The sequence below is a fragment of the Ancylobacter sp. VNQ12 genome (assembly GCF_049445835.1).
Taxonomy (GTDB): Bacteria; Pseudomonadota; Alphaproteobacteria; order Rhizobiales; family Xanthobacteraceae; genus Ancylobacter.
In genome coordinates, this window is sequence record NZ_JBMSDU010000003.1 from 143184 (window position 1) to 163039 (window position 19856).

A 19856-nucleotide genomic window follows, 5' to 3' on the forward strand; every position below is an offset into this window, starting at 1 on the left:
GGAACACGAGGACGAGGGCCGATGTCAGTAGAGATCGACCAGGAATATCGCCCCCGCGAGGACGAGCCTTTCATGAATGAGCGGCAGCGGGAGTATTTCCGCCATAAGCTGCTGCAGTGGAAGGACGACATCCTCCGCGAGGCGCGTGAAACGCTTCAGCATCTGCAGGATGAGAATCAGAACCACCCGGACATCGCCGACCGGGCGTCTTCCGAGACGGATCGCGCGATCGAGCTTCGTGCCCGCGACAGGCAGCGCAAGCTGATCGCCAAGATCGACGCGGCACTCGAGCGAATCGACGACGGCTCCTACGGCTATTGCGAGGAGACCGGCGAGCCGATCTCGCTCAAGCGGCTGGAAGCGCGTCCGATCGCGACGCTGTCGATCGAGGCGCAGGAACGGCATGAGCGCCGCGAGCGGGTCTACCGCGACGACTGAGCGCTCTCAGCCTCCGGCATGAATCGAAACGGCGGCCCGCTTGCCACGGGCCGCCGTTTTCATGTGTCGATGCCGGCGCCTCTGGCGTCGAAGGCGCTCCCCGTTCAGGGACGGCGCGTGCGGCCGAGCAGGCTGGCCATTTCCTGTTCGAAGAGATCGCCCGATGCGGGACGGTCCGCCACGGTGGGCGGCACGACTTCCGGCGAGGCGGCCTGGTCCGGCGTGACGGCGTTCGGCGGGAGGATTTCCGGAATGGGAGCGGCCGTTGCGGGTGTTTCGGCCGGGGCGAGGACCGCCTGAACTTCGGGCGCGGCGCGGGCCGGCACCGGGGCCTCGGAAACGTCCTCCGCCATGGTGACGGCCGCCGCAGTCAGCTGTGCGCCGCGCGCGGATGGGGTGGGGCGGCGCAGGGTCTCCTCGAGCTGCTCGACCATACCGGCGAAAAACGGATCGAGCTTGACCGCGACACGCTGGCCCGCCTCGGTTCGTTCGCTCGGGGCTGCGCTCGCACCGGGGCGCGCCGGAGCAGGCTCGAGGGCCGCCTCGGCTCGGACTGGTGCGGCAGGGCGCGGACGCGCCGGCTCAAGGCCGGGCGGCGGCCGATGGGTCTGGAAGGGCGTGTGTGCCGGCTTCGCGGCCGGTGCGGCGACGGGCGGCGTTGCCGGCGGGGCGGCGGCGGGCTCCGCCTCCCGGTTCAGCGGCGCGGCGAGAGGCCGGGAGGGCTTGGCGGCAGCGGGCTCGGCGTCGGCCGGTACGTCGTCGTGACGGACGGCCATCCGCGCATGCGGCGCTTCCTGTGCACGCACGGCGCCGATGCCGCTCTCGACGAGGAAGTCGCTGCCGCCGCCGAGAATGACGAGGTGCTGGACCTCGTCGCGCTGGATCAGCACCAGCCGGCGGGTTTCGTCGATAGGGATCTGGTCGACGACCGCCAGCCTGTGGCCGGCGATCAGCGCATGGTGACCGCGGCGCTTGCGCCGCCGCAGCACGGCCACGAGAATCGCCAGTACGACGATGCCGCCCAGTGCCAGCAGCAAGCCGCCGGTGCCGCCCGATACGGACAGAGAATCCAACATGATCCCGGTCTCCTGATACGCCCCCCGCGCCCCGTCTAGGGCTCGGATTGAGCCCTTTGTGTCGCGGATGGGCGGTTCGGGCAAGTGCGGCAACCAATTGCGGTAAATGGCTGAGGTCGGCAGAGGACGCCTGCGCGTCGTCGCCGTCCGATTTACGGGTGGGCCGGCCGAATCGGCGCTTGCCCCCCGGGGCCGGCTCGGGCACCAAGAAGGGGTAATTGAATCGCTCGCCGTCCATGCCGGGCGGGAGCCGACCGGCATGGACATGGCGGAAAGCGGACCCGACGACCAAACGCTGACCCGGCTCGAGATCGGGGGAAGCATCCGGCTGGTGCTCCTGGTGGCGCTGGCCCTGGTTGGTGCCGTGGTGTCGCTGCTGTTGCTCGGTCGCGACCGGGCCGATCCCTGGATCATCGGCCTGTTGACCGTGCTCGCCGTCGTCGGCGTTTTCGCGCTGTTCGCCTATGCCACGGGCCTGCTGCGCTTCGGCGTGCCTGACGTGCGCGACGAACTCGCCCGCCGCATCGTCGACAGCGCCACCGATGGCATGAGCATCGTCGATCCGCTGGGGCGCGTGCTCTACGCCAATCCGCGCTATTGCGAGATCATCGGAGCTGCGAGCCCCGAGGAAGCACGTCCGGTCGAGCGGCTGTTCACCAGCGATCCAGATGCCTCCGAGGCGGTGTATCGGCTGGCGCAGGCGGTGCGCGAGGGCCGGGCGGCGGTCGAGGAGATTCGCATCGCCGTGCCCGGCCAGCCGGTGCGCTGGTTGAGGCTCGGCGCTCGTCCGGCCGCATCCGCGGCGCGTGGCCAACGGTCCGCCGTCTGGACGGTGAGCGACCTGACGCGCGAGCGCGAGCGGCAGGAGACGGCGTTCCTCGAATTGCAGCACGCCATCGATTATCTCGACCACGCGCCGGCCGGTTTCTTCTCGGCGGCGGGCGGGGCGATCCACTACATCAATGCGACCCTCGTCGACTGGCTCGGCTACGACCTTGCCGAGTTCGGCCCCGGCGGGCTTTCGGTGGCCGATCTCGTGCCGGGGCCGGCGGCGGCGCTGCTCACCAACATTTCCCCGGCGCCGGGCGGTGTGCGTACCGAGGTGCTCGACATCGACCTGAAGCGCAAGAACGGCAAGACCTTGCCGGTGCGCATCTGGCACCGCGTCGCCTTCGCCTCCGACGGTACGCCCGGTGCCTCGCGCACCCTCGTGGTCAATCGCTCGCGGGAAGACAATGCGGCCGATCCGGCCCGCGCGGCAGAGGTGCGGTTCGCCCGTTTCTTCCACAATTCGCCCATCGCCATCGCTACGGTGGACGGGCAGGGGCGCGTCGTGCGCGCCAATGCCGAGTTCGCGCGGCAGTTCGGCGGGCGCGAGGCCGAGCGCCGGCATATCGCCGATCTGGTGGCGGAAACCTCGCGCGCCTCGCTCAGCGCGGCCGCCGCCGCGGCGGCGAAGGGCCGCGCGCCGGAAACCCCGATCGACACGACGGTAGAGCGCGATGGCGGGCGTTCCGTACGGTTCTACATCGCGCCGGTGCAGGATGGCGAGGCGGAGAGCGAGGTCGCCATCGTCTACGCCATCGACACCACCGAGCAGCGGGCACTTGAGGCGCAGTTCGCCCAGTCGCAGAAGATGCAGGCGGTCGGCCAGCTGGCCGGCGGCGTGGCGCATGATTTCAACAATGTGCTGACCGCCATCATCGGCTATTCGGATCTTCTGCTTGCCAGCGCGCGACCGACCGATCCGTCCTTCCAGGACGTGATGCAGATCAAGCAGAACGCCAACCGCGCGGCCGGGCTGGTGCGGCAGCTGCTCGCCTTCTCCCGCCGCCAGACGCTGCGCCCGCAGGTGCTGAACCTCGGCGACGTGATGAGCGACATCTCCATGCTGTTGCGCCGCCTGCTCGGCGAACTGGTCAAGCTGGAGGTCAAGGAGGGGCGCGACCTCTGGCCGGTGAAGGCGGACATCAACCAGTTCGAGCAGGTCATCGTCAATCTGGCGGTCAATGCGCGCGACGCCATGCCCGACGGCGGCACGCTCACCATCCGCACCGCCAATGTGCCGGCGCGCGAGGCCATGCACTATGCCGAGGCCGGGCTGCCGGAGGCCGACCATGTGCTGGTCGAGGTGGCGGACACCGGCGCCGGCATGCCGCAGGCCATCCTCGACAAGATCTTCGAGCCGTTCTTCACCACCAAGGAGGTCGGCAAGGGCACCGGCCTCGGGCTTTCCACCGTCTACGGCATCGTCAAGCAGACCGGCGGCACGCTGCAGGTCGAGAGCGATGTGGGGCACGGCACGGTGTTTCGCGTGTTCCTGCCGCGCTACGTGCCCGATGTCGTCGAATTGGCGGCGCGGCCGGCCGAGCCGGAGCCAGAGGCGACGCAGAAAGGCGCCGACCTCACCGGGCGCGGCACGCTGCTGCTGGTCGAGGACGAGGAGGCGGTGCGCGCGTTCGCCGCCCGCGCGCTGGCCTCGCGCGGCTACCAGGTGCTGGAAGCCGGCTCAGGCGTCGAGGCGCTGGAGGTCATGGCCGAGCACGGCGGCGAGGTCGATCTCGTGCTGTCCGACGTGGTGATGCCGGAGATGGACGGGCCAACCCTGCTGCGGGAGTTGCGCGCGGCGCATCCCGACATCAAAGTGATATTCATGTCCGGCTATGCCGAGGAAGCCTTCGCCAAGAACCTGCCCGAGGGCGCGAATTTCGGCTTCCTGCCGAAACCCTTCACGCTCAAGCAGCTTATCGAAGCCGTGAAGAAGCATATGGGCCGGAGCGAATAGGCGCCGGTTCTGACGAGTTCGGGGACGCATATGAGCGCAGCGACGATGAATGTCTTCAAGGCCCTGGCCGCCGACAAGGCTGCGCGAGCGGACGAGAAGGTGGCGAGCCTGTTCGCCGCCGATCCCGCGCGCTTCGAGGCATTTTCCGCCACCTTCGAGGATATCCTGCTGGATATTTCGAAGTGCTCGCTCAACGCCGAGACGCTCGGCCGGCTCGTCGAGCTCGCGCGCGCCGCCGGTGTCGAAGAGAAGCGCGCCGCCATGTTCGCCGGCGCGCACATCAACATCACCGAGGACCGCGCGGTGCTGCACACGGCGCTGCGCAACCGCAGCGACACGGCCTTCACCGTCGACGGGCAGGACGTGCGCGGCGATGTGAAGAAGGTGCTGGCGGACATGACCGCCTTCGCCGAGGGTATCCGCTCGGGCGCGCTGAAGGGCTGGACGGGCAAGCCGATCACCGACGTGGTGAATATCGGCATCGGCGGCTCCGACCTCGGCCCGGTCATGGCGACCATCGCGCTGACGCCCTATCACGACGGGCCGCGCGCGCATTACGTCTCCAATGTCGACGGCGCGCATCTCTACGACACGGTGAAGGAGCTCGACCCAGCCTCCACGCTGTTCATCGTCGCCTCCAAGACCTTCACCACGCAGGAGACCATGTCGAACGCCGCCAGTGCGCGGCGCTGGGTCGTCGAGGCGCTCGGCGAGGCGGCGGTGGCGAACCACTTTGCCGCCGTGTCCACGGCGCTCGACAAGGTGGCGGCCTTCGGCATCGCCCCGGACCGGGTGTTCGGCTTCTGGGACTGGGTCGGCGGGCGCTATTCCGTGTGGTCGGCGATCGGCCTGCCGGTAATGATCGCGGTGGGCGCTTCGAGTTTCGGCCGCTTCCTCGATGGCGGCCATGCGATGGACGAGCATTTCCGCACCGCGCCGCTGGAGAAGAATCTTCCCGTCCTGCTCGGCCTTGTCGGCATCTGGCACCGCGACGTGTGCGGCTATGCCACCCGTGCGGTCATCCCTTACGACCAGCATCTGGCGCGCCTGCCGGCCTATCTCCAGCAGCTCGACATGGAGAGCAACGGCAAGCATGTGACGCTCGACGGCGAGATCGTGGCGCACGATACGGGGCCGGTGGTGTGGGGCGAGCCCGGCACCAACGGCCAGCACGCCTTCTTCCAGCTGATCCATCAGGGCACCAGCCCGATCCCGGTCGAGTTCCTGATTGCCGCCAAGGGGCACCAGGAGGACAAGGATTCCGGCCTGAAGCGCCAGCACGCCATGCTGATCGCCAACTGCCTGGCGCAGTCCGAGGCGCTGATGCGCGGGCGCACGCTGGAGGAGGCCAAGGCGCAGCTTGTCGCCGCCGGTCATGACGAGGCGAGCGCTTCGAAGATCGCGCCGCACCGCGTCTTCACCGGCAGCCGTCCGTCCGTCACCATCGCCTATGACAAGCTCGACCCCTACACGCTGGGCCGGCTGATCGCGCTCTACGAGCACCGGGTGTTCGTCGAGGGCGCGATCTGGAACATCAACAGCTTCGACCAATGGGGTGTCGAACTCGGCAAGGAACTCGCCAACACGCTGCTTCCCGCTGTCGAAAGCGGCGTCGCTCCAGCCTCGCTGTCCGGCTCGGCGGCGGGGCTGTTGCATCATCTCACGGGAAAGTAGAACGCTCCGCGTCAGCATCCTTCGAGGCCCGACCGGTGGTCGGGCACCTCAGGATGACGTTGCTTTACGAGCGCCGTCATCCTGAGGTGCGAGCCGCAGGCGAGCCTCGAAGGATGATTGCGCCAAGCGGCACCGCATACGAAGACAGTTGGGGGTAACATGATCCGCGTCGTCGCCACCTCGCCTTTTGACGGCCAGAAGCCCGGCACGTCCGGCCTGCGCAAGAAAGTGCAGGTCTTCCAGCAGCCGCACTACATCGAGAACTTCGTCCAGTCGGTGTTCGACAGTCTCGACGACTATCAGGGCGAGACGCTGGTGCTGGGCGGCGACGGGCGCTACTACAATCGCGAGGCGATCCAGATCGTCATCAAGATGGCCGCCGCCGCCGGCTTCGGCCGCGTGATGGTCGGCAAGGGCGGCATTCTCTCGACGCCGGCTGCCTCCGCCGTCATCCGCAAACACGGTGCCTTTGGCGGCATCATCCTCTCCGCCAGCCACAATCCGGGCGGCGAGCACGGTGATTTCGGCATCAAGTACAATATCGGTGCCGGTGGCCCGGCGCCCGAATCCGTGACCGACGCCATCTTCGAGAAGTCGAAGACGATCGCCGAGTACCGCATCTCCGACGCGCCCGATGTCGACCTCGACACGCTCGGCATCACCCGCGTCGAGGATATGGTCGTCGATGTGGTCGATCCGGTCGAAGACTATGCCGAGCTGATGGGCAGCCTGTTCGACTTCGACGCCATCCGCGACCTGTTCTCGGGCGGCTTCACCATGCGCTTCGACGCCATGAGCGCGGTGACCGGCCCTTATGCCAGGGCGATCCTGGAGGAGACGCTGGGCGCCGCGCCGGGTACGGTGGTGCATGGCGAGCCGCTGCCGGATTTCGGCGGGCACCATCCCGATCCGAACCTCGTCCACGCCAGGGACCTCTACGACCTGCTGATGTCCGACGACGCGCCGGATATGGGCGCGGCATCCGATGGCGATGGCGACCGCAACATGATCATCGGCCGCGGCCGCTTCGTCACGCCGTCGGATTCGCTCGCCATCATCGCCGCCAATGCGCATCTGGCGCCGGGCTACAAGGCCGGGATCACCGGCATCGCCCGTTCCATGCCGACCAGTGGTGCGGCCGACCGCGTGGCCGAAAAGCTCGGCGTCACTTGCTACGAGACGCCCACGGGCTGGAAGTTCTTCGGCAACCTGCTCGATGCCGGCCTCGCCACGGTGTGCGGCGAGGAGAGCTTCGGCACCGGCTCGAACCATGTGCGCGAGAAGGACGGCCTGTGGGCCGTGCTGATGTGGCTGAACATCGTCGCGGTGCGCGAGCGGAGCGTCGCCGAGATCGTCGCCGAGCATTGGGCGACCTATGGGCGCAACTACTACACCCGCCACGACTATGAGGAGGTCGACGCGGGGGCGGCGGAGGATCTGGTCGCCGATCTGCGCGCGCGGCTCGAGACGCTGCCCGGCACGGTGATCAATGGGCTCACCGTCGAGCGGGCGGACGACTTCGCCTATACCGACCCGGTGGACGGTTCGGTGACGACGAAGCAGGGGCTGCGGGTGTTCTTCGCCGACGGCTCGCGCATCGTCTACCGGCTGTCGGGGACCGGCACGGCAGGGGCTACTCTGCGCGTCTATATCGAGCGTTTCGTCACAGATCCGGCGCGTCTCGATCTCGATACGCAGGACACGCTGGCCGATCTCATCGCCATCGCCCGCAGCCTGCCGGACATCGAGGGGCGTACGGGTCGCGCCGAACCGAGCGTGATTACCTGATAGACGGTGACTTTCTCCCTCTCCCCGCCGGGGAGAGGGAATGGTTCGTCATCCCGTACGTCACCGCAGCCAATGAGCAGGGATCGCTCTCCGCTCCTTCGGCGATCCCGGATCGGCTTTTGGTCGTCCGGGACGAGGCGCAAACGATGTGATGGCGCGGGTGTTGCTAGCCGCCTTCGCCGTAGCGCAGCGAACCGGTCCACAGAATCTCTAGCCGGCGAAGCACCGTATAGGTGATGCCGAGCTCATAGGCCTCGCTCTCCTCGCGTCCGCCATTGCGATGCACGTTGTCATGCATGCTGCGGATCGAGTCGCACAGATGCTGGGCCTTGGACGTCAGCCGCAGCCGGGCCGATCGCCGATCGCGCAACGATGCCGAGCGGTGGACATAGCCGGCATCGACCAGCTGCTTGAGATTGTAGGAGGCATTCGAACCGAGATAGTGCCCGCGCTCCAGCAGGTCGCGCACCGAAAGCTCGTCATTGCCGATGGTGAACAGCAGCATCACTTGCGATGGGCTGATGTCGTCGGTGCCCAGCCGGGCGAGCTCAATGCGCAGCAGATCGAGAAACCGGCGATGCGCCCGCTCGATGAGTCGCGCGATCTCCAGATGCGTGACGACCGGTTCGGAAGACGCCTCGCTGCTAAAACTCGACGGAGATTGAGAATTCACCCCTTCGTCCTCCGACGAGCCGGCCGAATGGCTTCGATCTTTCGCGGGCCGAGCTGCCATGCGCCGATGTCCCCCTTACGCATTAGTGCAGTGGAGCGAGCGGGTATTTTGCATCGTGCGCGACTCCATGCTGCATTACGGTACAAACAATGACCGAATATGCCGCCGTCGCAAAGCGGTAACCCTTGGTGAATCCAACAAAATCTTCACATATGGCAATAACGTGCCGCGCTTGTGTCATGAGCGTGGCACGTTGTTGCGTATTACGGGCCGCGGATAGGCCCGGGCAGGGAGACGCAATCAGTGCGATTCCTGCAGATGCGCCTCCAGAAACCACAGGGCCTTGTCGAGTGAGCGGGAGGCAGCGGTGAAGATGTCGGCGGTGGTCGGGTCGCCGGCATCGTCGGACTCGTCGATCGCCTTGCGCACATTGTTGGCGACGGCGCTGTAGCGCTCGATCAGCGCCTTCAGATGATCGCTGACCGGGTAGATGTCGACGGGATAGGCTTTGAGCGGGCTCGCCTCGGCGATCACCTGCGTCGTTCCCAGCGCCGTGCCGCCGAGCTGCACCACACGCTCGGCCATGGTGTCGGTGTGGGTGTCGAGTTCGGCCCGGAAGCCGTCCAGCATCTCGTGCACGGCGATGAATTGTGGCCCCTTGAGGTTCCAGTGTGCCTGCTTGGTGGCAAGGGCGAGGTCGAGGCCGGCGGCGAGATTGGCGTTGAGAAGGTCGATGGCGACCTTCTTCGCGTTGGAGGGCACGTCGTTCAGGGTCTTGTGCTGGCGCATGTCTAGTCCTCTTCGGGTCCCGGCCCGCCCATTATGGCACCTCCGCCGGTGCGGACGACAGCCGGTATGTACACACTCCCGGAAATTGGCCTGTGCGCGCCGCCGTCAAGGGCGGCGGTGGTGGAGAATGCGGCCGACGAAGTTGAGCAGCACCTGCGCGGCGAGGATCGAGGTCACGCCCGAGGGGTCGTATTCGCGAGCGACCTCGACGAGGTCGATGCCGACCACATTTCCGCGCTTCGCCAGCCCGTCGAGCAGTTCCAGCACCTCGTAATAGGTGAAGCCGCCATGGCTCGGCGTGCCGGTGCCCGGCGCGATGGAGGGGTCGAAGCCGTCAATGTCGATGGTGACGTAGTAGCGCTTGCCCTCGGGGATGCGCGCCAGCACCGCCTCAGTCCCGAGCTTGCGGATCTGCCGCACGCTGAGGATGTCCGAGCCCATGGCGCGCGCGGCCTCGTAGCCCTCGCGCGCTGTGGAGGAGACGTTGCGGATGCCGAGCTGGGTGAGGCCGGTCACATAGGGCTTCTCCGCGGCGCGGCGCAGCGGGTTGCCATGGCCGCGCCGCACGCCGTGGCGCTCGTCGACGAAATCGAGATGCGCGTCGAACTGCACGATGTGGATCGGCGCCTCGTCGGAGAACGCCTCGATGCAGGGAATGTTGATCGAATGGTCGCCGCCCAGCACGATCGGGATGGCGCCGGCCGCGAGGATCTTGCGCACGCCATATTCGATGTTGGCGTGGCTGGTCTCGGTGTCGGTGTGAACCATGTCGGCATCGCCGATGTCGACGATGCGGGTGGTCTCCGCCGCGAGATAGGTGACGTCGTCCTCGTGGTCATAGGCACCGGCATGGCCGAAGGCGAACAGCGTCGAGGCCTCGCGGATGGCGCGCGGGCCCGAGCGTGCGCCCGAGCGCCATTGCGTGCCCATGTCGAAGGGCGCGCCGATGATCGCGACATCCGCGTCGATCTTGTCCCAGTCGAGCTGCAGCGGGTATTTGCCGAAGGTGCAGATGCCCACGAAGGGCAGGTCGAGCCGGCCGCCTTCATATCCATGTGCCATCAGCGTGCGGCCTTCTTCTCGACGACGCCGGCGAGGACGCACAGCAGCTCGAACAGGATGGTGGCGCCGGTGAGGGCGGTGAGGCCGGAGGGATCGAAGGGCGGGGCGACCTCGACAAGGTCGGCGCCGATGATGTCGAGCCCGTCGAGCAGGCGCACCATCTGTTGCGCCTCGCGGGTTGAGAAGCCGCCGATTTCCGGCGTGCCGGTGCCGGGTGCCTGCGAGGGGTCGATGCCGTCAATGTCGAAGGTGACATAGGTCGGCTGCGTGCCGACGATTGCCCGCGCCTCGGCCATCACGTCCTCGACGCCGCGCGCCATGAATTCCTCGATGAAGATGATGCGCACCCCGACATCGCGGGCATAGTCGTAATTGCCGGCGTCGGAGACGGCGCCGCGCAGGCCGATCTGCACGAAGCGTTTCGGGTCGACCAGCCCTTCCTCGATGGCACGGCGGAACGGCGTGCCGTGGGTGTAGCGGGCGCCGTTGAAGAAGCTGTCATAGGTGTCGGAATGGGCGTCGAACTGGATGAGGCCGACGGGGCCGTCGCTCGCCAGTCCGCGCAGGATCGGCAGGCTGATGAGATGATCGCCGCCGGCGGTGAGCGGCAGCGCACCGGCTTCGCGCACGCTCGCATAATGCGCCGAGATCAGGTCGAGCGAGCGCATCAGGTCGAACGGATCGGTGATCACGTCGCCGCAATCGGCCACGCGGGCGCGGTCATAGGGCGACAGGCCGGTGACATGGTGCACGCGGCGCATCAGGCTCGACTGGTTGCGCAGTTCGCGCGGTCCGTGGCGGGTGCCGGCGCGGTTGGTGGTGCCGAGATCGAAGGGCAGGCCGAGAATGGCGATGTCGACCTCGGCGGGCTCGGCCACCGGCAGGCGCATGAAGGTGGGAAGGCCCGCATAGCGGGGGATGCTGCCGGAATCGAGCGGCTCGAAGGCGTGGGTCATATTCGGTCTCGTTGCGAGGGTGCGGTGTGCAATCGTTGAGGCGGTCAGATGCTGCGTGCTTCGAGACGCGGGGCGTTGCCCCGCTCCTCAGCATGACGATGTTGGGCTCCGGTCCTCGTCATCCCGAGGTGCCCGGCGCAGCCGGGCCTCGAAGGACGCAGACGGGTTTCCGCTGTCAGCCCTAAAGTCCGAATTCCTTGCGGATCGCGGCGGAGATGCGGGTGATGTAGTCGGCCATCAGCAATTCGCCCTTCTCCGCGGTGGAGCCGACCGCGACCGCCAGCACGCCCGAGGGCGGCAGGCCGAAATCGTCCGGCACGGGGAACTTGTCATAGGTCGGGAAGGTGGCCGGGCCGTCGGTCGGCACCTTGTCCATCTCGACAAGGTCGGGCCGCAGCACCAGCATCAGCGAGGTTTCCAGCAGGCTGGCATGTTCGAGGTCGATGCCGGGGAAGCCGTCCGGAAACAGCTTGTCGAGCGTGGCGCGCGTGGCGAAATCCCAATATTCCAGACGCATCACCTGCATGTCGGTGATGCCGTCGCGGCGCAGCTCGCGCAGGGCGAGGTCGAGCCCTTCCACCGAGGGCCACAGATTCTCGTAATGGCCGTTGACGATGACGAGGCGGCGCACGCCCTGGCGGCCGAGATTGCGGATCACGTCGCGCAGCACCAGCGCGAAGGTGTGGGCGTCGAGGCTCAGCGTGCCGGGAAATTGCTCGCCGCCGCCCGAGCGCGGCATCGACTTGCAGCCATAGTTCACGGTCGGCGCGACGATGCCGCCGATCTCGCGCGCCACGCGCTCGCACACGCCGGTGGGCAGCACCACGTCCACGTTCAGCGGCAGATGCGGGCCGTGCTGTTCGGTGGAGCCGAGCGGCAGGAAAACCGGCGCGCCGGCGGCGATCTTCCGCGCGAATTCGGGCCAGCTCAATTCGTCAAGGCGGACGCTGTCGACCATGTTTCCCTCTGGTGTTCTTCAGTGCATGCCCGCGCCGCCATCGACGCTGATGCATTGGCCGGTGATGAAGCCGGTGGCACGGCTCGACAGGAAGAGCACGGCCTGCGCGATCTCCTCCGGGCGGCCGACGCGGCCGAGCGGATTGGCGGTCTCCAGCGCCTTCGCCTCCGCGCTCATCGCCTCGAAGCCGAGCAGCGGCGTGTCGACCGGGCCGGGAGCGACGGCGTTGACGAGGACGCTCGGAGCCAGCTCGCGTGCCCAGGAGCGCGTCAGCGACAGTACGGCGCCCTTGGTGGCGGCGTAGCCGGACGCGCCGCCCCGCCCGAGATAGGCGAGTTCCGAGGCGATGTTGATGATCCGCCCGCGTATCGGGCCGCTGCCGTTGAAATGGCGCAGCGCCTCGCGCGCCATCAATATGGGGCCGCGAATGTTCACCGCCGCCATGCGTTCATAGTCACCGATGTCGAAGCTGGCGAGCGGCGCCTCGGAGAGGATGCCGGCGCAGTTGACGATGACGTCGAGCCCGCCGAGATGGGCGCGCGCGGCCTCCATGCTGGAGATCACGGCCGCCTCGTCCGACACATTGGTCAGGATGGTGGGCCAGCGCGAGGTCTCCTCCGGCGGATGCAGGTCGAAGCCGACCACCTTCGCCCCGGCCTCGCTCAGCGCGTCGGCGCTGGCGCGGCCGATGCCGCTCGCCGCGCCGGTGACGATGACACGCAAATCCCTATGCGGGCTCACCATGGAATTTCTCCGCGATCGACGCCGAGGCTCTGGCCGGTGATGTTGGCCGCGAGGTCGGATGCCAGGAACAGATAGGTGCCGGCGACGTCGTCCGGGTCCATGAAGCCGGGCAGGATCTGTGCCGCGACGATCTCGTCGAGCAACGTGTCGGGAGCGACGTTCATCCGCGCCGCCATGGCGTGCAGCGAGCGTAGCGAAGCTTCCGTTCGCACCCAGCCGGGGCACACCGCATTCACGGTGATGCCGCGTGGGCCGAGTTCTTTCGCCCAGGTCTTGGTTAGGCCGATGGTGGCGTGCTTGGAGGCGACATAGGCGCCGAACAGCGCCTCCGACCCGCGCGACCACACCGAGGCGGTGTTGATGACCCGCCCGCCATGGCCGAGCTTCGGCAGAAAGGCGCGGGTGACGAGGAAGGTGCCGACCACATTGATCTCGATCACCCGCCGGAAGGTCGCTTCATTGGCGGGGCCGGCATCGTCCAGCGGCGTCACCAGCTCCAGCCCGGCATTGTTCACCAGCACGTCGAGATGCGGGATCGCCTCGGCGACGGAGGCGATATCTTCAGCGCGGGTGATGTCGGTCTGGTGGCCGCGCGCGCCGAGCCGCTCGGCGGCGGCGAAGATCGCCGGGTCATCGGCGAGCATGTGCAGTTCCGCGCCCGCCGCCGCAAAGGCGCGGGCGATGCCGAGGCCGATGCCGCGGCTCGATCCGGTGACGAGCACGACGCGCCCGGAGATGCCGTCGAGACGCATGCGGCGCTCCTTGTTGACGAGGCGCCATGCTCCCGCAGTTTCACTTCCAGAAAAATCGGAATTAGTGGAAAGTTACATCGATGAATGCCGATGTGAGGGCCTGCCATGCGCCGCCTCGACAATATCGACCTGCGCCTGTTGCGCGTCTTTGTCGTTCTGGCGGAGGAGGGCGGCTTCCACGACGCGCAGATCGCGCTCAACCTGTCGCAATCTACGCTCTCCACGCATCTGGCGGCGCTGGAGCGCAAGCTCGGCGGGCAGCTCTGCGAGCGCGGGCGCGCCGGCTTCCGCCTCACCCCGCTGGGCGAGGGCACGCTGGCGGCGGCGAAGCAGCTGTTCGAGGATATCGAGGCGTTTCACGGCCGCATCGGCCGGGACCGGAAGCGCCTTGTCGGGCGGCTGCGGCTCGGCATCGTCGATGGCGTCGTGACCAATCCGCAGCTCGGCCTGCAAACGGCGCTGTCGCGCTATCTGGACTACGCCAGCGAGGTATTCGTCGATCTCGAACTCGGCTCGCCGGCGGCGCTGGAGCGGGCGCTGATGGACGGGGCGCGCGACATCGTGGTCGGGCCGTTCTCGCAGAAGGTGCCGGGCATCACCTACATTCCGCTGCACCGCGAGGCGCAGGCGCTGTATTGCGGGCGCGGGCATGCCCTGTTCGACATTCCCGCCGAGGCGATCAGCCACGCCCGGATCGAGGAGGCGCTGTTCTCCGTGCGGCGCTACCGCCACCTCGACGACCTCTACCGGGTCAACCATCCCCGCGCCTCGGCCGCCATCGAGCATATGGAGGCGCAGGTGATGATGATCCTGTCCGGCCGTTTCATCGGCTATCTCCCGCGCCATATCGGCGAGGACTGGGCGGCACGCGGGCAGATGCGGGTGATCCGGCCCGAGAGCTATGGCTTTGATTCCACGCATTTCGCTGCGACGCGCCGCCTCAAGGGCGAGCAGCCGCTGGTCGATGCCTTCATCGGTGAATTGCGGCGCCAGGCGCGGGCCGCGCCGGATGGGACTCAGCTCAGCCGATAGAGCCAGTCCGGCAGCACGTAGCGGCGGCCGACGAGAATGAAGCCGAGCGGCACGCCGCTATTCTCCGAAATCGTGTCGCGCAGGGCGCTCGCCGCCGCTTTGCGGGTGCGCTCGGCGCGGATGACCAGCACGTTGCCGTCGACGATCGAGTCGAGCCGATGGCCGATGGCCGCGGCGTCGGCGGCGGTGGCGCAGAAGATGACGGCGTCGAACTCCGCCCGCAATTCGTCCATCAGGCGTTCGGCTTCCGCCGAGGGGACGCGAACATTGAGCAACGGCGAGCCCGCCGTGCTCGCGGCGCTCCACAGCAGCGGCGTCGAGGTCGGGGCGACGTTCAGCCCGCCCTTCTCGCGCACGGCGATGTCGTCGGGCGCGATGACGGCCGGCGGGACGGTGAGATCGACCAGCAGCGTGCGCATGCCGCGCTGCGTGGTGATCTCGGCGGCGATACCCTGTGCGAGAGCGGAGAGGTACTCGTCCTTTTCCGCCGCGATGAACTGCATGACGCGCAAGGGGTGCCCGTCGATCTCCACTTCCAGCAGCAATGCGGCGAGATTCCCCAGCTCGCGCTCGCGCGAGGCGGCCTCGTCCGGTCGCGACTGGTTGGCGAACTCGCCGAGCATGGGAAGTTCCAGCTCGCGCTCGGCCTCATGCGGCATGATGAAGGTGGAGCGCAGCGCCGAGGCCACCGCGCCGGCGGCCACGCCGAACAGCGCGGCGCCGAGCAGGCCGGCACCGAGATAGGGCAGGCGCAGGCTGCGGCTGGTCACGGCCGCGCCAGCGTCCTGAACGAGCCGGACATTCGATTCCCGCTCGCGCGAGGCGGCTTCCTCGATCTGCGCGGCCGTGGCGCGGCGCTGATATTCGCGATAGCCGTCGCTCAGCGTGTCGCGCCGACGGGTGAGTTCGACGAGCTCGGTCTCGGCCGCGCGCAGCTCGGAGAGGCGGCGTTCCGCCTTGGCCTGCTGGTCGGCGAGTTCGGATTCCTGCCGGTCGAGCGCGTCGGCCTCGACCCGCAGGTTCAGGATCATGTTGTTGAGATAGGCGATGGAGGGATTGCGGACGTCCCGGCTGGTCTCGTAGTTGCGGTCGCCGCGCGTCGCCAGCTGCTGGCGGATCGTCTCGATCTTGCGGTTGATCTCACGCATCATCGCGCCGTTCGGCGCGTAGAGCATCGCCAGACGGTCGCGCTCGATCAGCAGGCGGGTGAGCGTGTTGTGGTCGTCGTCATTGTCGAGCGCGTCGGCGCGCTGGTTGAAGTCGAAGACCGTGGCGGGCAGCGCCTTGAGCTGGCGTTCCGCCTCGGCAAGCTGCCCGGCCACCGAGACCTTGCGCTCGGCGATCTGCAGGCGGCGCTGGACGACGGTGTCGACCTGGTTGGCGGCCAGCGTGGCGTCCTGCGCGAAGTCGATGATGCCAATCCGGGCCTTGAAGGCCTCGATGGCCGCGTCCGTCGCCTTCAGTTCACGGCTGAACCGCGCCACCTCGGTCAGCAGGATGCTGGCCGTCGGGGTTTCCATCAACGCGCGGCGGCGGGTGAGGTAGGTCTCCACCAGCTTGTTGGTGGCTTCGATGGCGACGTCGCGGTCCGGGTGGGTGAAGGAGACCTGGACGATGTTCGAGCCGTCGAGCACTTCGGCGCGCAGCCGCGTGCGGAACTCCTCGATGGCGCGGTCCATCTTGTCGCCGCGGCTGCTGAGGAGGCTGCGCAGATAGGTGAGCAGGCTGGGGGGAAACAGCCGCTCGCTGCCGATGGTCTCGATGACGGTGCGGATGATGTCGGCGCTTTCGAGGATCTGCACCTCGGATTCGACCTGCTTCAACCCCTCGATGGAAAGCACCGAGGGGCCGGAGTCGGTCACGTTCTGCGTGTTGCTCACCTCACGGCTGACCATGACCATGAGCAGGCTGTTGGCCGTGTACTGGGTCTTGGTGAAGGTGGCGGCCGCGACCCCGATGGCGAGCGGGATCAGCCCGGCCAGCAGGACGATGCGGATGTGGAAGAACGCCGCGATCAGGAAGTCGCGCGAGGTCAGCGCGAAGGCACGCCTCTCCGGCGACGGGCCGGGAGCCGGGCCGTCGGCCGCCAAATATGACCCCGTCATCGACATCTGTGCGTTCTCGGAGCCTCGCGCCTGGGTCCGGGAAGGGGGACTCCCGGCACCGGATTCTCGCCGCCAATGTGGCGGGTTAACGCTAATGGGCGGTAAACGGAGAGGAAAATGCCTTAATTCTCAGAAGGCCTGCGGCATCAGCCGGCGCACGGCCAGCGACGTGCCGATGGCGCCCTGCGCGATGACCAGCGCGGAGAGTATGGCCGCTCCGTTCATGCCCAGGAGAGGGATGAGAATCGCGCCGGCGGCAAGGCACACCGCCAACTGGGCGGCGTTGAGCCAGCGCAGCAGTCCGCCATGGCCGGTCATCGCCAGCATGATGTCCTGGCAGGACAGAATGCAGTTGATCAACTGACCCGCCGCCATGATGACCAGCGCTGTCGCGGCGATCTCGAAGCCGGAGCCGACGAGGCTGAGCAGCGGCGAAGGGAGAAACATCATGATCGCGATCGGCGGCAGGCCGCACAGCAGGATAAGCCGGCGCGCCCGCCGGTTCTGCGCCCGCAGCGCGGTCCAGTTTTCCTGCCGGTGCAGCGCTGCGAAGGTCGGGGCGGCGATGGAGCCGATGGCGATGATCACCACCCAGATGAGCGTCGACAGGCGGTTGGCGATGCTGAAGGCGCCGACCTCGGAGGACGTCACGAACATGGCGAGCATCAGCATCGGCAGCGAGTTCAGCGACACCTGCACCACCTCGACGACACCAAGGGGAAGGGCGGTCCGCCACAGCGCCGGGAGTGCGGCGATGTCGGCGTCCGTCACCGCCGTGGAGGCGGGTACGCGCGTGCGCAGAATGAGCACCATGCCGACCAGCGCGGCGAGCGCATTGGCGCCGGCGAGCGCGTAGAGCATGCCGTCGAGCCCGTGCACCCCCGCCAGCATGGCGAGGAGGATCAGCACGGGCCACAGGCCGTTCTGCACGAATTGCCCGGCGACGCCACGATTGAAGCCGAACAGGGCGTGGCCGGTGAAGATGCACAAGGCCTGCGGCAGGATGGACGCGGCGGCGAGGGTGAGCGGCCAGGCGAGGTCCGGATCCGAGAAAAGGTAGCGTGCCGCCGGCGCCGCCACCGCAAGGGTCGCCAGCGTCGCCGCCAGCCCGCCGAGCGTGACCAGCGCCAGCCCGGTCAGCATCGCCGCGCGCGCGGCGGCCCGCTTGCCGAGGGCGATTTCGCCCGCCATGTGCCGCACCACGGCCTTCTCGAAACCCGCCCGGGCCAGCGTCGCGGCAAGGCCGGCCCAGGTGAGGCAGATGAAGAAGAAGCCGGCCTCATGGGCGCCTAGCAGCCGGGCCGCCAGCATGTAGATGCCCAGCTTGCCGACCAGCTCCAGCCCGCGCACCGCCAGCGCACCGGCATAGGGCAGATAGGCGAGGGACAGACGGCCCAATTGCCCGAGAGATGAACGCTGGAGGCGCGGATGCTGCATGCGTGCCTTCGACGCTTTCGGTGGCGGCGCGCGAATGGCACCGCGACAGCCGGGACTGGGCATGGCATAGCCGTGGGCCGTCGTGCCGGACCAGGATGCCAGACGCATGAACCACGCAGTCCTTCGCACCGCAAGGGCCTTGCGGGTCCGCCATTGTCGGGCAGCGGCGATGCGTGGCGTCGGCGCCCTCGTGCTCATCGCTGCGCTCGGCTTCGCGGTGCAGGCGCAGGGCATCACGAACGGTATGCCGAGCGATAGCGGGCTCGATCCGTTGCTCGATCCCGCGCCCTTCAACGGTCATCGCGCCATCCGCGACTATCTGCGGCGTGCGCTGCCATCGACGTGGTGGGCCGGCGAGCCCGAATTCCGGCTGGAGAGCTTTTCGGTCGCCGTGCACATACCCGATGGCTGGCAGGGCAATCCGGGCGCGGCGATGCTGAGCCTGTGCCCGCCGCGCGACAGCGTGCTCTGGCAGCACCTCGCGAAGATCGAGCTGATCCCCGTCTACAGATCGATCCGGCGTGCGGCGACGACCTGCCGCCGCTGAGGATGCCGCGGCGATAATTGTTATGCGGCAAAGCGTTAACCTTTAAGCGTTCATTAACTGCGTTTGTTTAGCTTTGACCGTGCCGCGCTGATCCACCCGCCATTCGAGGTAAGTCCCGTCCGGTTTTCGGGGCCGTCATTCGCATGCAGGTTGGGCGGCGCTGTTGCGGTTCGGGAGCCGAATGATGCCTTTTGCCCTGCGCGGCGGTCTGTTCGCCGCCACTCCTCGCAAGCACGCCGAGGTCGGCTGCCTGCGTGGACGGCAGGGCGCGATCATGTTGTGCGTTCTTGGCGGTGCACTGGCGCTTTCCGGCTGCACCACCACGACAGGCTCGGTCGGCAAGCCGCAGTCCCCCGGCGACACTTTCCAGACCGGGCAGGAACTGCGCTTCACCGAGGTCAATCCCGAACGCTTCCAGCCCTGGAGCAGCCAGACGCCGCCCTATCGCATCGGGCCGGGCGACAAGCTGAAGATCAAGTATTTCCTCACCCGCGAGATGGATGAGGAACTCACCGTCTCGCCGGACGGCACCATCGCGCCGCGCGCGATCGGCCAGCTGAAGGTGGAGGGACTGACGCTGGCCTCCGCGCAGGAGACTGTCCGGCGTGCCTCCAAGGTCGAGCTTACCGACCAGAAGGTGGTGATCGCGCTGGAGGATCCGGTCTCGGCCACGGTCTATATCGGCGGCATGGTCGAGAAGCCTGGTCCTTACAGGATCTCGGAGATCCGCTCCGGCACGTTGCAGGGCATCCTCACCGCCGGTGGCTTCACCGAGGAGGCGCGCACCGGACAGGTGGCGATCATCCGCCGCGGGCCGGACAACAGGCCGATGCTGCGGCTGGTCAACGTCAAGGACATCATCCAGAACGGCTTCACGCTGGATGACGTCCAGCTTGTCGCCGGCGATATCGTCTACGTTCCGCGCAGCTCCATTTCCGAGCTCAATGTCTGGATCGACCAGTTCATCGAGAAGGTTGTGCCGTTCCAGCGCAGCTTCAGCTATACGATGGGCACGAACGTCGTCCAGTAAGCGGTTGCCG

At 67.6% G+C, this 19856-nt stretch carries 17 protein-coding genes; 7 read left to right on the top strand and 10 right to left on the bottom strand.

Annotated elements, in window-relative coordinates; all coding sequences use genetic code 11:
• The first annotated feature begins 21 nt into the window (after positions 1–21).
• Positions 22–438, top strand: a complete 417-nt coding sequence (gene dksA, locus ACO2RV_RS07225; protein ID WP_258733292.1) for an RNA polymerase-binding protein DksA — start codon at positions 22–24, stop codon at positions 436–438.
• A gap of 104 nt (positions 439–542) precedes the next feature.
• On the opposite strand, the gene ACO2RV_RS07230 is transcribed toward dksA, so the two are convergent.
• Positions 543–1514, bottom strand: coding sequence for a hypothetical protein (locus ACO2RV_RS07230; RefSeq protein WP_423291322.1), 972 nt, complete (start codon positions 1512–1514; stop codon positions 543–545).
• A gap of 265 nt (positions 1515–1779) precedes the next feature.
• On the opposite strand from ACO2RV_RS07230, the gene cckA reads away from it, so the two are divergent.
• The 3 genes from cckA (at position 1780) to ACO2RV_RS07245 (ending at position 7761) form a co-directional block, all read left to right on the top strand.
• Positions 1780–4299 carry a cell cycle histidine kinase CckA gene (cckA, locus tag ACO2RV_RS07235; RefSeq protein WP_423291562.1) on the top strand — a complete coding sequence of 840 codons (2520 nt, stop codon included), beginning with the start codon at positions 1780–1782 and terminating at the stop codon, positions 4297–4299.
• A gap of 30 nt (positions 4300–4329) precedes the next feature.
• Complete coding sequence (gene pgi / locus ACO2RV_RS07240; protein WP_423291324.1) at positions 4330–5973, top strand: glucose-6-phosphate isomerase; 1644 nt, start codon at positions 4330–4332, stop codon at positions 5971–5973.
• Between the two features lie 159 nt (positions 5974–6132).
• Positions 6133–7761 carry an alpha-D-glucose phosphate-specific phosphoglucomutase gene (locus ACO2RV_RS07245; RefSeq protein WP_423291326.1) on the top strand — a complete coding sequence of 543 codons (1629 nt, stop codon included), beginning with the start codon at positions 6133–6135 and terminating at the stop codon, positions 7759–7761.
• A gap of 166 nt (positions 7762–7927) precedes the next feature.
• Here the strand turns inward: ACO2RV_RS07245 and ACO2RV_RS07250 are convergent, their stop codons facing one another.
• The 7 genes from ACO2RV_RS07250 to ACO2RV_RS07280 all read right to left on the bottom strand — a co-directional run bounded on the left by ACO2RV_RS07250 (position 7928) and on the right by ACO2RV_RS07280 (position 13695).
• Positions 7928–8434: a MarR family transcriptional regulator gene (locus ACO2RV_RS07250; protein ID WP_423291328.1), complete on the bottom strand. Its 507-nt coding sequence runs from the start codon at positions 8432–8434 to the stop codon at positions 7928–7930.
• A 300-nt stretch (positions 8435–8734) separates the two neighbouring features.
• A complete protein-coding gene (dps, locus tag ACO2RV_RS07255) occupies positions 8735–9223 on the bottom strand; it encodes a DNA starvation/stationary phase protection protein Dps (protein WP_423291330.1) in 489 nt (162 codons plus the stop codon).
• 105 nt (positions 9224–9328) lie between these two features.
• Positions 9329–10285, bottom strand: a complete 957-nt coding sequence (speB, locus tag ACO2RV_RS07260) for an agmatinase (protein ID WP_423291332.1) — start codon at positions 10283–10285, stop codon at positions 9329–9331.
• The gene (speB, locus tag ACO2RV_RS07265) at positions 10285–11241 is read right to left on the bottom strand and encodes an agmatinase (protein ID WP_423291334.1); all 957 of its coding nucleotides are present in this window, start codon (positions 11239–11241) and stop codon (positions 10285–10287) included. Before speB (ACO2RV_RS07265) ends, speB (ACO2RV_RS07260) begins: the two co-directional genes overlap by 1 nt.
• 181 nt (positions 11242–11422) lie before the next feature.
• A complete protein-coding gene (locus tag ACO2RV_RS07270; protein ID WP_423291336.1) occupies positions 11423–12199 on the bottom strand; it encodes a creatininase in 777 nt (258 codons plus the stop codon).
• Positions 12200–12217: 18 nt separating this feature from the next.
• Positions 12218–12943, bottom strand: coding sequence for an SDR family NAD(P)-dependent oxidoreductase (locus ACO2RV_RS07275; protein WP_423291338.1), 726 nt, complete (start codon positions 12941–12943; stop codon positions 12218–12220).
• Positions 12937–13695: an SDR family NAD(P)-dependent oxidoreductase gene (locus ACO2RV_RS07280; RefSeq protein ID WP_423291340.1), complete on the bottom strand. Its 759-nt coding sequence runs from the start codon at positions 13693–13695 to the stop codon at positions 12937–12939. Before ACO2RV_RS07280 ends, ACO2RV_RS07275 begins: the two co-directional genes overlap by 7 nt.
• 105 nt (positions 13696–13800) lie before the next feature.
• Here ACO2RV_RS07280 and ACO2RV_RS07285 point away from each other — a divergent pair, with 105 nt between their 5' ends.
• Entirely contained in the window at positions 13801–14727 is a 927-nt protein-coding gene (locus ACO2RV_RS07285) for a LysR family transcriptional regulator (protein WP_423291342.1), read from the top strand.
• On the opposite strand, the gene ACO2RV_RS07290 is transcribed toward ACO2RV_RS07285, so the two are convergent.
• Both ACO2RV_RS07290 and ACO2RV_RS07295 read right to left on the bottom strand, forming a co-directional pair.
• Positions 14712–16832, bottom strand: coding sequence for a GumC family protein (locus ACO2RV_RS07290; protein ID WP_423291344.1), 2121 nt, complete (start codon positions 16830–16832; stop codon positions 14712–14714). The genes ACO2RV_RS07285 and ACO2RV_RS07290 overlap by 16 nt on opposite strands.
• A gap of 129 nt (positions 16833–16961) precedes the next feature.
• Positions 16962–18269 (bottom strand): lipopolysaccharide biosynthesis protein, encoded by a 1308-nt coding sequence (locus ACO2RV_RS07295; protein ID WP_423291346.1) that lies wholly within the window; start codon positions 18267–18269, stop codon positions 16962–16964.
• 106 nt (positions 18270–18375) lie between these two features.
• Here ACO2RV_RS07295 and ACO2RV_RS07300 point away from each other — a divergent pair, with 106 nt between their 5' ends.
• Positions 18376–18816, top strand: coding sequence for a hypothetical protein (locus ACO2RV_RS07300; RefSeq protein WP_423291348.1), 441 nt, complete (start codon positions 18376–18378; stop codon positions 18814–18816).
• Between the two features lie 184 nt (positions 18817–19000).
• Positions 19001–19846 carry a polysaccharide biosynthesis/export family protein gene (locus ACO2RV_RS07305; RefSeq protein ID WP_423291350.1) on the top strand — a complete coding sequence of 282 codons (846 nt, stop codon included), beginning with the start codon at positions 19001–19003 and terminating at the stop codon, positions 19844–19846.
• The last annotated feature ends 10 nt before the right edge of the window (positions 19847–19856 follow it).

Coding starts and splice junctions, on each gene's coding strand:
- dksA (WP_258733292.1), top strand. CDS start 22: ATGTCAGTAGAGATCGACCAGGAATATCGCCCCCGCGAGGACGAGCCT.
- ACO2RV_RS07230 (WP_423291322.1), bottom strand. CDS start 1,514: ATGTTGGATTCTCTGTCCGTATCGGGCGGCACCGGCGGCTTGCTGCTG.
- cckA (WP_423291562.1), top strand. CDS start 1,780: ATGGCGGAAAGCGGACCCGACGACCAAACGCTGACCCGGCTCGAGATC.
- pgi (WP_423291324.1), top strand. CDS start 4,330: ATGAGCGCAGCGACGATGAATGTCTTCAAGGCCCTGGCCGCCGACAAG.
- ACO2RV_RS07245 (WP_423291326.1), top strand. CDS start 6,133: ATGATCCGCGTCGTCGCCACCTCGCCTTTTGACGGCCAGAAGCCCGGC.
- dps (WP_423291330.1), bottom strand. CDS start 9,223: ATGCGCCAGCACAAGACCCTGAACGACGTGCCCTCCAACGCGAAGAAG.
- speB (WP_423291332.1), bottom strand. CDS start 10,285: ATGGCACATGGATATGAAGGCGGCCGGCTCGACCTGCCCTTCGTGGGC.
- speB (WP_423291334.1), bottom strand. CDS start 11,241: ATGACCCACGCCTTCGAGCCGCTCGATTCCGGCAGCATCCCCCGCTAT.
- ACO2RV_RS07270 (WP_423291336.1), bottom strand. CDS start 12,199: ATGGTCGACAGCGTCCGCCTTGACGAATTGAGCTGGCCCGAATTCGCG.
- ACO2RV_RS07275 (WP_423291338.1), bottom strand. CDS start 12,943: ATGGTGAGCCCGCATAGGGATTTGCGTGTCATCGTCACCGGCGCGGCG.
- ACO2RV_RS07280 (WP_423291340.1), bottom strand. CDS start 13,695: ATGCGTCTCGACGGCATCTCCGGGCGCGTCGTGCTCGTCACCGGATCG.
- ACO2RV_RS07285 (WP_423291342.1), top strand. CDS start 13,801: ATGCGCCGCCTCGACAATATCGACCTGCGCCTGTTGCGCGTCTTTGTC.
- ACO2RV_RS07290 (WP_423291344.1), bottom strand. CDS start 16,832: ATGACGGGGTCATATTTGGCGGCCGACGGCCCGGCTCCCGGCCCGTCG.
- ACO2RV_RS07295 (WP_423291346.1), bottom strand. CDS start 18,269: ATGCAGCATCCGCGCCTCCAGCGTTCATCTCTCGGGCAATTGGGCCGT.
- ACO2RV_RS07300 (WP_423291348.1), top strand. CDS start 18,376: ATGAACCACGCAGTCCTTCGCACCGCAAGGGCCTTGCGGGTCCGCCAT.
- ACO2RV_RS07305 (WP_423291350.1), top strand. CDS start 19,001: ATGCCTTTTGCCCTGCGCGGCGGTCTGTTCGCCGCCACTCCTCGCAAG.